Consider the following 12,516-nt stretch of genomic DNA (forward strand, 5'->3'; position numbering starts at 1 on the left):
GTCAGTCCTACAGGATTATTGCGTCAGGGCTGTTTGCCATTCGCGGACCCAGGTTTTGCGCTCTTTCGCAACTTCGTCAGCACTGAATTCCAGCGATTTGGCCGGACGCGGCAGTGCCTTGAACGCTTCAGGCAGCGGCTGATCGGTGACCGGATACATCCAGTTGCCGGTCGGGATCTGGGACTGGAAGCCCGGCGTCAGGATAAAGTTCATGAACTTATCCGCCAGCGCCTGATTTGGGCTGTGCTTCAGTTTAGCGGCAACTTCCACCTGCATGTAGTGGCCTTCACTGAAGTTGGCCGCTTTATATTTGTCTTCCTTCTCGGCAATGATGTGATAGGCCGGGGAAGTGGTGTAAGACAGCACCAGATCGGTCTCGCCCTTGAGGAACATATTGTAGGCTTCTGACCAGCCTTTGGTGACGGTCACGGTCTTCTTGGCCAGTTGCTGCCAGGCATCAGAGGACTGATCACCGTAGACGGATTTCACCCACAGCATCAGACCCTGCCCCGGGGTCGAAGTACGCGGATCCTGATAGATCAGGTTCAGGTCGTCACGTTCGACCAGCGCTTTCAGGCTGGCTGGCGGGTTCTTGAGCTTCTGGCTGTTGTAAATAAAGGCGAAATAACCGTAATCGAAAGGCACGAAGGTTTGATCCTGCCAGCCCCCCGGAATGGTGACAGCGGATGTGTCGACACCGCTTTTTGCCAGCAGCCCGGTTTTCTTCGCTTCCGTCATCAGGTTGTTGTCCAGACCCAGCAGGACATCGGCCTTCGTGTTTTTGCCTTCCAGACGGACACGGTTGAGGATGGACACCCCATCGTCCAGCGCGACGAACTGTAAATCACAGCCACATTCTTTTTCGAAGGTTTTTTCAATTGCCGGGCCCGGGCCCCAGTCTGCGGTAAACGAACTGTAGGTGTATACCGTCAGTGTCGGTTGAGCAGCGGCTGCAGACGAGGCGGCAACCAGTAAGGGTAAAGCTGTCAGTATGTGTTTCACAAAGCGCTCCTGAGTACCTGCTTGGCAGGGAATTCCGATTTCTTCAAGGCGCGGCGTTGAGTGAGCGGGAGCACGTCCCGGGAAAGTCACGAAAAGGGAAAGTAATGATGTGCTTTCAGTTTCTCAATTCCTACGCCAGCATGACCTGGTTCAGGTTCAATGGGTCCCGTGTGCTGCATATGTATAAACAGACACGATCTCAGTCCGGAGACTCCCCATGAGAACGGCTCTCATTGTAAACGGGGCGGGCACGGGTTGCCAGCCGGAATTATCAGCGGATGCCAGTCTGGGATCCGGGAACTAGCGAATCTCATTCAGGCGCCAGTCATAATCATACCTTGGGCTGGTGAGCGTGACCGGCTGTTTACGGTAGCGGTTGAGGTGTTTCTGCAGATCTGTCAGTGAGCCGAAATCAGACTGATACCAGTCATAAATCGAAGACAGACGGACTTTTCCGCCTTGGTCATCGACGCCTTTGGGGCTGTTGATGAAGCGGCGTGCGGCACCGTCAAGCTGCGTATTGAGCCGGTCGGCATGCATGGCCTCAGGTAACAGGTCCGGGCAACCCAGACTAGCGCAGTTCACCACATAGTGAATGCGTTTGTCTTGCCAGATCGGGCGGAGAATACGGTGCTCAATATCGTTCAGGGACAGTTTTTTGCCGTCAATGGTGATCAGCTGTTCATCCCAGGGCCCGAAACTGAACAGGCCGCCCAGTTTGGTAATCGAACTGACCGGATAGTTATCCAGAATGACTTTCACCGTCAGGGCATTGTAGAGATTCACCCAGTATGCGAACTGCTCATTTCGGTTTAAAAGACGGGGATCGCGTGAGGTCAGCCCGGCAATATACTGATTCAGGCTGCTTTTATCTTGCGGACTGACCGCAGCGTAGCGAAAACGGGTCTGTTGTGGGGCGACGAGCAGGTAGGTGTTCAGCAGACTTTGCCAGGCGCTGTGATCTACTGTGGTGGTGCTTTGGGGGTTGCTGGTTTGCCAGAACGGCCAGAGGTCGGCTTTTGGCGCAGCCATGGGAGCTGATGAGAGGCTGAGTAAAATCAGGACTATGAATAAAGGCAGAGCCCGGCGGAACGAAAACATGTGAACACCTCTGTAGACGGTTGATATCTAAGAGACCGAAAGGAAACGCGTTTCTTTCTGGTTTGTCTGATGTCTTGCCTGCAGACCTGAACAAAACACCCTGCCGGAGCAGGGTGTCTGAGGCTGACTCTTGAGTATAGATCAGGCTAAAAAAGCCGGGATCTTGCTTTCATATTCCGCGATTTTATCTTCGTGTTGCAGCGTCAGGCCAATGTTGTCCAGACCGTTCAGCAGGCAGTGGCGGCGGAACTCGTCGATTTCAAATGAATACGATTTGCCGTTGGCACTGACCGTCATGGTTTCCAGATCAACCGTCACTTCGGCGCCTTCATTGGCTTCGACATACTGGAAGATTTCGTCCACTTCCGTTTCCGTCAGGCGTACCGGCACCATCTGGTTATTGATTGAGTTACCGTAGAAGATGTCGGCAAAGCTGGGTGCAATCATTACTTTGATGCCGTAATCCGCCAGCGACCACGGGGCGTGTTCGCGGGAAGAACCACAGCCGAAGTTTTCCCGGGCCAGCAAGATGCTGGCACCCTGATAGCGCGGGTAGTTCAGGACAAATTCCGGATTGGGTTGCTCACCCGCATCGTCCAGAAAACGCCAGTCGTGGAACAGGTGCTTGCCAAAGCCAATGCGGTTTACTTTCTGTAAAAACTGTTTCGGAATGATGGCGTCAGTGTCGACGTTCGCGGCATCCAGCGGCACCACCAGTCCGGTATGTTGTTGAATTCCTGCCATGGGTATTTTCCTTCTCTTGTTAGGCGGTGGCTCTGTTAGGCGGTCGCAAGGGTTTCTTGGTCCAGCTCGCGGATATCCACGAAGTGACCGGCACAAGCTGCAGCAGCTGCCATGGCCGGGCTTACCAGATGGGTGCGGCCATCACGGCCCTGACGGCCTTCGAAGTTCCGGTTACTGGTGGAGGCGCAGCGCTCCCCGGGACCCAGACGGTCGTTGTTCATCGCCAGACACATGGAGCAGCCCGGCAGGCGCCATTCAAAACCGGCTTCAATGAAAATCTTGTCCAGACCTTCCTGTTCCGCCTGCGCTTTCACCTGCTCAGAGCCGGGAACCACCAGCGCCTGAACGTTTGGTGCAACCTTGCGGCCTTTGGCAACGGCGGCCGCGGCACGCATATCTTCAATGCGGGAGTTGGTGCAGGAACCGATGAATACTTTATCGACCGGGAAGTCAGACAGTTTTTTGCCGGCCTGCAGACCCATGTAGGCCAGAGCTTTCTCGGCAGAAGCACGCTCGACCGGATCGCTGAAGTTTTCCGGAGCCGGGATTGGCTCGTCCACCGCAATCACCTGACCCGGGTTGGTGCCCCAGGTGACCTGAGGTTTGATGTCTGCGGCATTCAGGGTGACGACTTTGTCGAACTGCGCATCCGGATCAGATTTCAGGGTTTTCCAGTATGCGACGGCAGCTTCAAAGTTGGCATCCGTTGGTGCAAAGTGGCGGCCCTGGATGTAGTCGAAGGTGGTCTGGTCCGGCGCAATCAGACCGGCTTTGGCGCCCAGTTCGATCGCCATGTTACAGACCGTCATCCGGCCTTCCATGGTCAGGTCGGTAATGGCTTCGCCGCAGAATTCCACCACGTGGCCTGTTCCACCGGCGGCAGTGGTTTCTCCGATGATGGCCAGAATGATGTCTTTGGCAGTGATCCCTGGTGCGACTTTGCCTTTGACCTCAATTTTCATGGTCTTGGCGCGGGCCTGTTTCAGGGTCTGGGTCGCCAGCACATGTTCAACCTCAGACGTGCCGATACCGAAGGCCAGTGAGCCGAATGCACCGTGGGTAGCGGTATGGGAGTCGCCGCAGACGATGGTCATGCCCGGCAGGGTGATCCCCAGTTCCGGTCCCATGACGTGCACGATGCCCTGATATTTGTGGTTCAGGTCATACAGGGTGACGCCGAATTCTTTGCAGTTTTTCGCCAGCGTTTCCATCTGGATGCGGGCCATCTCGCCCGAAGCCTTGATATCTTTGGTCTGGGTCGAGACGTTGTGGTCCATGGTGGCAAAAGTTTTGCCGGTCTGGCGGACCTGACGGCCTTTTTCGCGCAGGCCGTCAAAGGCCTGCGGAGAAGTCACTTCATGAACCAGATGACGGTCGATATACAGGATCGGGTTTTCGCCTTCAGCCTCGACCACGATGTGGGCATCATAAACTTTTTCGTACAGCGTTTTGCCTGTTGTTGTGTTTGACATTGCTCGTTTGCTCCTCGTGGTTCAGCTTACGCCTGACGAATGTAGGCTGCGATCTTGTCGCCCATGGCGTCGGTCGACAGTGCCGGACGGTCTCCGGCCAGATCTGCAGTCAGTTCCCCGGCTTCCAGTGCCTGAGAGACGGCTTGCTCAATGGCGCGTGCCGCTTCTTCTTCACCCAGGCTGTAGCGCAGCATCAGGGCTGCCGACAGGATTTGTGCCACCGGATTGGCGATGTTTTTGCCTGCGATATCCGGTGCGGAACCGCCTGCAGGTTCATACATGCCAAACTTGTCCTGGTTCAGGCTCGCTGACGGCAGCATGCCCATGGAACCGGTGATCATGGCGCATTCGTCTGAGATGATGTCGCCGAAGATGTTGGAACACAGCATGACGTCGAACTGGGACGGATCTTTGATCAGCTGCATGGTAGCGTTGTCGATGTACATGTGGCTCAGTTCGACATCCGGATAATCTTTGGCGATCTGTTCCACCACTTCGCGCCACAGGATTGAGCTTTGCAGCACGTTGGCTTTGTCGATTGAGCAGACTTTTTTACGGCGCAGGCGTGCAGATTCAAAGGCAATCCGGGCAATCCGTTCAATCTCGTAACGGTGATAGACCTCGGTATCGTAGGCCTTTTCCATCGCGCCTTCCCCTTCGCGGCCCTTCGGCTGGCCGAAGTAGATCCCGCCGGTCAGTTCGCGGACCACCACGATGTCGAAACCACGGGCAGAAATGTCAGCACGCAGCGGAGAAAATCCTTCCAGACCACTGTGGATCTGCGCCGGACGCAGGTTACAGAACAGCTGGAAGTGCTTGCGCAGCGGCAGCAGTGCACCGCGCTCTGGCTGATCATTGGCAGGCAGGTGTTCCCATTTCGGACCGCCGACCGAGCCGAACAGAACGGCGTCGGCAGCTTCGCAGCCTTTCAGGGTCTGCTCTGGCAGTGGTGAGCCGTGATTGTCGATGGCAATGCCACCGACATCAAACTCCTCACGGGCCAGGGTGAAGCCGAACTTTTCTTCGACGGCATCCAGCACTTTATGCGCCTGACGCATCACTTCCGGGCCAATCCCGTCGCCGGGTAACACAGCAATTTGATAGCTTTGACCTGCCATGGTTATACAGTCTCCATTTTCGCTTTTTGTTTAATTTCTTCGATTTGTTCGGCGCGGTGAATGCTGTTAATCACATGCAGCAACGCCTGACCTGAGGCTTCAACAATGTCGGTCGCCAGACCGGTGCCGTGGTATTTACGGCCCTTGTAGTTGGCGATGATATCGGCCTGACCCAGACCGTCTTCCCCTTCACCTTTGGCTGTCAGTTCGAATTTCTCCAGCACAATCTCGTAGCCGGTCAGGCGGTAAATGCACTGATACAGGGCATCGACCGGACCGTTTCCGACGGCGGCTTCGCATTTCTCTTCTTCACCGCATTGCAGTTTGATGCTGGTGGTTGCCATCACGCTGCCGGACTGGACGCTCAGGTAGTTCAGTTTGTAGAAATCGTCTTCTGCACGCAGGTTAGCGAAGTACATCAGGGCTTCTAGGTCGTAGTCGAAGACCTGACCCTTGCGGTCGGCCAGTTTCAGGAAGTCGGCATACAGGGTATCCAGGCTGTAGTCCTGCTCGGTGTAGCCCATGGCATCCATATGGCTCTTCACTGCGGCGCGGCCGGAACGGCTGGTCAGGTTCAGCGCCTGATTCTTCAGACCGATGGATTCAGGGGTCATGATTTCGTATGTGTTCTTGTTCTTCAGAACGCCGTCTTGATGAATACCGGAGGAGTGGCTGAAGGCATTGGCACCGACAATGGCTTTGTTGGACTGAATCGGCATGTTGCACAGCTGGCTGACCAGGCGGCTGGTGCGGGAAATTTCCTCATGCTTGATATTGGTGGTGACACCCAGCAACTCCGCCCGGGTTTTGATGATCATGGCGATTTCTTCCAGTGCGCAGTTCCCGGCGCGTTCGCCAATGCCGTTGATGGTACCTTCGACCTGACGGGCACCGGCCTGCACGGCTGACATGGAGTTGGCAACGGACATCCCCAGATCGTCGTGGCAGTGGACGGAAATCACTGCTTTATCAATGTTTGGCACCCGGTTGAACAATTGGGTAATGATGCCGCCGAATTCGCTGGGCAGGGTGTAACCCACGGTGTCCGGGATGTTGACTGTGGTGGCACCGGCTTTGATGGCAGCTTCGACCATGCGGCACAGGTTATCAATCGGAGTCCGGCCAGCATCTTCACAGGAAAATTCCACATCATCCGTATACTTGCGGGCGCGTTTGACGGCGGCAACGCCCATCTCGATGACGTCATCGTAGCTGCGGCGCAGTTTGTCCTGAACATGGATGGTGGAGGTGGAAATGAAGGTGTGGATACGGAAGGCTTCGGCAACTTTTAACGACTCGGCGGCGACATCAATGTCATTGGCGACGGCTCGGGACAAGGCGCAGACCCGGCTGTTTTTGATGTGCTTTGCAATGGTCTGGACCGATTCAAAATCGCCCGGCGAGGAAACCGGGAAACCGGCTTCAATCACATCAACGCCCAGGCGCTCCAGCGCATAAGCGATCTGCAATTTTTCTTTGACGGTTAAGCTGGCGGACAACGCCTGTTCGCCGTCGCGCAAGGTGGTGTCGAAAATGATGACCTGATCGTTGTTCATGATTGCTTCCTTTTATTGGCCTGCCTGTTTAATCATGGCTTGTTCGCGTCCTTTGCGCCGGGCCTGATACGAAAAACCCGCGCTTAGTGCGCGGGTTCTTCTGAAACTTTAGCGGTGAATTTCACCCATCAGCTACCCACGCGATTGTTCACGATAAGGAGTAGGCTGAGTAGAAGGATGAATTGTGTTTGCATTTTATTTTTCCGCTGTGTTGTTGACCAAAGGAATATCAGATTGTGCAGACAAGCGTCAAGCCTTAATTGCATCTTTATTCGCAGACCGGGCAGTTTTGGCTGCGGGCAGGCCGCTGAACAGAAACGCGCACAGCCCCACATTGGTGTGCATTGTCATTATCCTTCCTCGAAATCGTCACCCGGTTGTCATCTCTGCTTCCTAGTCTGGCTTTATGGATTATGAGGAGAATAGTGCTATGACTGTGACAGTATTGGCACCCATCCAGCGCTTTGATTACGCCTTTTCCAGTTTATGTTTGTGTCACCGCTTCAATCAGCCGGTGGCGACGCTGAGCCGTCTGATTTCACGCTCCGGTGATGGCCCACTTTATGTCATGTTTGGCCTGCTGGCCTGGGGACTGGACGGTCAGCAGGGCGGTCAGGTACTGGCGATTGGCCTGCTGGCTTTTCTGCTGGAATTACCTGTCTATCTGGTTCTGAAAAATACCTTTAAACGAAACCGGCCGGCCCGGCTTCCCAGTTTCATCCAGCCTTCGGACAAATACAGTCTGCCTTCCGGACATACGGCGGCGGCTTTTCTGATGGCTTCCCTCATCTCAACGTTTTACCCGGCAGCAGCCTGGATCGTCTGGCCCTGGGCGATGCTCATTGGGTTCTCCCGTGTGCTGCTGGGTGTGCACTTTATTACCGACATTGTGGCAGGCGCGCTGCTTGGCATGATGTGTTTTGATGTCGTCAAGGGGGCGATATGAAGATACTTTACGGCGTCCAGGGGACGGGAAATGGCCATATATCCCGCGCGAGGGAAATGGCGCGGGCATTTTCAGAGCTGGGAGTGGGGGTTGATTTCCATTTCTCAGGCCGGGCGGCGGATCAGTACTTCGACATGGATTGTTTCGGTGATTACTGTACCGCAAAAGGGCTGACCTTTGTCACGGAACAGGGCAAGGTCAATCAGTGGAAAACGTTTTGCCAGAACTCCCTGGTGAACTTCTGGCGGGAAGTGAAAGCACTGGATCTCGGCGGTTATGATCTGGTGCTGAATGATTTTGAACCGGTCTCAGCCTGGGCAGCACGTCGGCAGGGGATTCGTACACTCGGACTCAGCCATCAGAGCGCATTTTTATTTGATGTGCCCAAAGAAGGGGAAGGCTGGCTGGACAGGCAACTGATCCGTTATTTTGCACCCACCGACCAGCAAATCGGCCTGCACTGGTATCACTTCGGTGCGCCGATCCTGCCCCCGATCGTCCCGCGGTCACATACGCCGCCGCCCGCGACTGACGGTTCGGTACTGGTTTACCTGCCGTTTGAAGACCTGCAACAGGTGCTGGCACTGCTGCATCGTTTCTCTGACGTCACGTTTTATTGTTATCACCCTTCAGTCAAACAGGATGTGCGCCAGGGCAATGTTTATGTCTGTGCGCTCAGCCGGACCGGGTTCCATCAGCGACTGGCGGTGTGCGACGGCGTGATCGCCAACGGTGGGTTTGAATTACCGTCTGAATCCATTGCCCTGGGCAAAAAACTGTTGCTGAAACCGCTTCAGGGACAATACGAACAAATGAGTAATGTGGCGACTCTCGAGCTGATGGGACTGGCAGCCAGTATGCATGCTTTGGATGCCGGAGCGTTGCGGAACTGGCTTGCAAGCCATTCGCCGGGGCAGGTTGTCTGGCCGGATGTTGCACTGGCCGTCGCGCAATGGGTGCAGGAGGGGGAAACGCAAACGGCACAGGATTTGTGCCAGTCGTTATGGGAGCCGATCAGTTTTCCGGAGCCTGTACTTGAAACCGTCAGAGATCTGGGTCCGGCAGCCGATTCCACCGGACTGAAATCAATAATCACTGGTATTTATTGATCCCGCCATTTTCACCGGGCGCGTACAGCTCCCGGTGTTCAAAAATCGCGTAACTCATTGAATTTTATATTTGCTCATATTGTTTTATATCCTTTTAGATGTTTTTAGAGTCGGGATATCTGCTTGTTTTTCTTTGGACAATCGTTCAATATCGGGTGCTTTCATACCCTTAGAATCAGGCTGGAGCCTTTGACGGTATTGGTATCATCAATCTTTTGAATAATACTGATTTCCCCCAGCTTTCGATGGGTATGTGAGGGCGCTGTGCTGCCGGATGTTGTGAGCATGGTTCTCTGGATGATTCGAAGAAGAGGTCAGAAATGGCGCGTAGAGGTATGTCTTTCCAAGCAGCAGACAATATGACCATGGGTTCGGGTCTGCGGAACATTGATCTGAATCTGCTGACAGTATTCGATGCGGTGATGCAGGAGCAGAATATCACCCGGGCAGCACATAATCTGGGTATGTCCCAGCCCGCAGTCAGTAATGCCGTTGCCCGACTGAAATCGACCTTCGATGATGAGCTGTTTGTCCGCCATGGAAGGGGAATTCAGCCGACGGTTCGGGCCAAGCAATTATTCGGTCCGGTCCGCCAGGCTTTGCAATTGATTAAGAATGAACTGCCGTCTGCAGCTTTCCTGCCGGAAACCTCGAACCGGCTGTTCAGAGTTGCGGTCTGCAGTCCGCTGGATATGCGCTTTGCGCCTCACATCCTGCGTCAGCTGGCAGATGCCGCTCCCAAAGTACAGGTTGCTCTGGAAGCCGGGGTTGAGATTGATCTGGTTCAGAAACTGCGTTATCAGGAGCTGGACTTTGTGATTGATTACCTGCGTTTTGACGAGCAGGGGGTCACCTCCACCGAGTTGTTCAGAGACGAACTGGTGGTCGTTGCCGCCGGAAATCATCCGCGTCTGCAGGGCACCCTCAACGCCGAAGAATTTGCCGGGGAAAAACATGCCGTACTGAAATCTGTTCCCGGTGCGAGAGGATTTGCCGAGACGGTGTACCAGCTGTCTCCTGGCTGCCAGGTCGCTTATCAGGGTGGAAGCCTGAGCAATATTCTCTATGTGGTCGGTCAGTCTGAACTGATCGCTGTGGTGCCAAGGTGGCTGGCGGCTTCTATGGCAGAGACACTGTCGCTGCAGTTACTGACATTGCCGTTTGAAGGGAAAAGTATCAGCGGGTATCTGAGCTGGCACGATTCATCGCAAAAAGATAAAGGTCATCAGTGGTTGCGTGAGCAGCTGTTGGCAATCTGTGAAGCTGAAACCTGCTGAGACACGGCACGTCAGAGCACGGCACCGCTATACATCGGCACAGCCAGGCCAAGCTGCACTTTTGCCTGCTTGCATCTTTTCAAAGCAGTTACTCATCGCAGTTACTGAAATCAACGGCCGCTCCCTTTGTCAGGAAGCGGCTGTTTTTTCATGAATTCATGACCCCTGTGTCTCCTGAAAGCAGCGGCCGTAAGGCAGAGTGAGAGCCATGCGGCATTCTGCTCTAAACTCTTTACGGGGCTGTTGCCTTTTGACGTCCGATCAGTAGACTTTCCGCTCCTTCAGCGAACAGCTGTAAGCTAACAACACGGCAGAGCAGTATATGTCACAACTCGAGTACCACATCGTTCACCGCATCCGGCAGCAAATCAATCGTCTGGGACCGAACACAGCACTTCGTTATCCGCAGAATGGTCAGTGGCGGGATATCAGCTGGCACGCGCTGGGGGAACAGGTGCATCAGCTGGCGCTGGCGTTGCTGGCTCAGGGAGTTGGTGTTCAGGATAAAATCGGTATTTTCTCTCCGAATATGGTGCGCTGGACTATCGCTGATCTGGCAACCCTTTATCTGCGCGGTGTGACGGTGCCGATATACCCGACCAGTACGCCTCAGCAGGCGGCTTACATCATCAACAATGCCGATATCCGGGTGCTGTTTGTGGGGGAAAAGGCACAGCTTGATGCGGCGCTGGCCGTTGCCGCCGAATGTCCGCAACTCGAGCGCATTGTGCTGATGGAAGGGGACTGTGAAACGGAAGTACCGCAGGTATGTGATTATGCTCAGTTTGTCTCTGAGTCGACGCAGGCTGATCCGGATGAATTGGCGGCACGACTGGATGACTGCCGGATGGACGATTTGCTGACCCTGATTTATACCTCGGGGACCACAGGCACGCCGAAAGGGGTGATGCTGGATTATGCCAACTTCGCAGCTCAGCTTGAAGGTCATGATCAGCGACTGGCCCTCAGTGAGGGAGATATATCTCTGTGCTTCCTGCCGCTGTCCCATGTGTTCGAGCGGGCCTGGACCTTCTATGTGTTACATCGGGGCGGCATCAACTGCTACCTGACGGACACCAATGCCGTGCGTGAAGCGCTGGTCGAAGTGCGGCCAAACGTGATGTCCGCAGTGCCGCGTGTCTATGAGAAAATTTACGGAGCCGTGCAGGCTAAAGTTGCCAAAGCGCCGGTTCACCGCCGTGCACTGTTTCATGCTGCGGTTGCGATAGGCAGCCGGATGGCAGCGTGCCGTCAACAGCAGCGACCTCCGTCTGCGTTGCTGAAGTTGGCGCACAGAGCGGCAGACAAGCTGGTGCTGTCGAAACTGCGGGATGTGCTGGGCGGCCGGATCAAGTTTATGCCGTGCGGCGGTGCCAAACTGGATGCAGGTATTGGTCGTTTCTTCCATGCGATCGGAATTAACGTCAAGCTGGGCTACGGTATGACGGAAACGACGGCCACTATTTCCTGCTGGGATGACGGGGCGTTTAATGCAGACTCTGTCGGAACCGTGATGCCCGGTGCAGAAGTCAGGATTGGCGAGAATAACGAAATTCTGGTCCGGGGGCCGATGGTCATGCGGGGGTATTATAAACTGCCGGAAGAAACAGCCGCGAACTTTACCGAGGACGGCTTCCTGAAAACCGGTGATGCCGGGGCCTTTGACACGCAGGGCAATCTGTTCATTACCGATCGGATCAAAGAACTGATGAAAACCTCAGGCGGGAAATATATTGCCCCGCAGGTGATTGAGGGAGCGATAGGTAAGGATACCCTGATCGAACAGATTGCTGTGATTGCGGATGCCCGGAAGTTTGTGTCTGCGCTGGTGGTCCCTTGTTTTGAGACCCTGGAAAGCCATGCCCGGGAGCTGAATATTAAGTATCACAACCGGTTGGAACTGCTGAAAAACAGCCAGATTCTGGCGATGGTTGAAAAACGGATTGCCGAGCTGCAGAAAGATCTGGCCAAGTTTGAGCAGGTGAAGAAATTTACCCTGCTGCCGAAAGCTTTTTCTATGGATGACGGTGAGCTGACTCCGACACAGAAGCTGCGCCGTAAGGTCATTCTTGAGCGCTACCACAAGCAAATTGAAGCCATGTACAAAGAGAGTCACCGGAAAGAGCCGCCGCAGCACTGAGGGTCGGTAGCTTCACCGCTGTCGCCCCAGAGTCTGCTCAGTCAGCTTGTT

10 protein-coding genes and 1 riboswitch are annotated in these 12,516 nt (G+C 54.7%); of the genes, 4 read left to right on the forward strand and 6 right to left on the reverse strand.

The window, feature by feature from the left end; genetic code table 11:
* Positions 1–15: 15 nt before the first annotated feature.
* The 6 genes from thiB to leuA form a co-directional block, all read right to left on the reverse strand.
* A complete protein-coding gene (gene thiB / locus ACYP03_RS20035; RefSeq protein ID WP_248141534.1) occupies positions 16–1,002 on the reverse strand; it encodes a thiamine ABC transporter substrate binding subunit in 987 nt (328 codons plus the stop codon).
* 109 nt (positions 1,003–1,111) lie between these two features.
* Positions 1,112–1,230: riboswitch (TPP riboswitch) on the reverse strand.
* A gap of 72 nt (positions 1,231–1,302) precedes the next feature.
* Positions 1,303–2,034, reverse strand: coding sequence for a DUF547 domain-containing protein (locus tag ACYP03_RS20040; protein ID WP_459781885.1), 732 nt, complete (start codon positions 2,032–2,034; stop codon positions 1,303–1,305).
* 210 nt (positions 2,035–2,244) lie between these two features.
* Complete coding sequence (leuD, locus tag ACYP03_RS20045) at positions 2,245–2,847, reverse strand: 3-isopropylmalate dehydratase small subunit (protein ID WP_459781886.1); 603 nt, start codon at positions 2,845–2,847, stop codon at positions 2,245–2,247.
* Positions 2,848–2,882: 35 nt separating this feature from the next.
* Complete coding sequence (gene leuC, locus ACYP03_RS20050) at positions 2,883–4,319, reverse strand: 3-isopropylmalate dehydratase large subunit (RefSeq protein ID WP_459781887.1); 1,437 nt, start codon at positions 4,317–4,319, stop codon at positions 2,883–2,885.
* Positions 4,320–4,345: 26 nt separating this feature from the next.
* The gene (gene leuB, locus ACYP03_RS20055) at positions 4,346–5,437 is read right to left on the reverse strand and encodes a 3-isopropylmalate dehydrogenase (protein ID WP_459781888.1); all 1,092 of its coding nucleotides are present in this window, start codon (positions 5,435–5,437) and stop codon (positions 4,346–4,348) included.
* Between the two features lie 2 nt (positions 5,438–5,439).
* Positions 5,440–6,993 carry a 2-isopropylmalate synthase gene (gene leuA, locus ACYP03_RS20060; RefSeq protein ID WP_248141529.1) on the reverse strand — a complete coding sequence of 518 codons (1,554 nt, stop codon included), beginning with the start codon at positions 6,991–6,993 and terminating at the stop codon, positions 5,440–5,442.
* A gap of 430 nt (positions 6,994–7,423) precedes the next feature.
* Here leuA and ACYP03_RS20065 point away from each other — a divergent pair, with 430 nt between their 5' ends.
* The 4 genes from ACYP03_RS20065 to ACYP03_RS20080 all read left to right on the forward strand — a co-directional run bounded on the left by ACYP03_RS20065 (position 7,424) and on the right by ACYP03_RS20080 (position 12,465).
* Entirely contained in the window at positions 7,424–7,939 is a 516-nt protein-coding gene (locus ACYP03_RS20065) for a phosphatase PAP2 family protein (RefSeq protein ID WP_248141528.1), read from the forward strand.
* Positions 7,936–9,048: an MJ1255/VC2487 family glycosyltransferase gene (locus tag ACYP03_RS20070; RefSeq protein ID WP_459781889.1), complete on the forward strand. Its 1,113-nt coding sequence runs from the start codon at positions 7,936–7,938 to the stop codon at positions 9,046–9,048. Before ACYP03_RS20065 ends, ACYP03_RS20070 begins: the two co-directional genes overlap by 4 nt.
* Before the next feature lie 320 nt (positions 9,049–9,368).
* The gene (leuO, locus tag ACYP03_RS20075; protein ID WP_371929352.1) at positions 9,369–10,325 is read left to right on the forward strand and encodes a transcriptional regulator LeuO; all 957 of its coding nucleotides are present in this window, start codon (positions 9,369–9,371) and stop codon (positions 10,323–10,325) included.
* Between the two features lie 322 nt (positions 10,326–10,647).
* On the forward strand, positions 10,648–12,465 hold the full coding sequence (locus ACYP03_RS20080) for an AMP-dependent synthetase/ligase (protein ID WP_459781890.1): 1,818 nt from the start codon (positions 10,648–10,650) through the stop codon (positions 12,463–12,465).
* The last annotated feature ends 51 nt before the right edge of the window (positions 12,466–12,516 follow it).

The organism is Photobacterium sp. R1 (assembly GCF_054600795.1).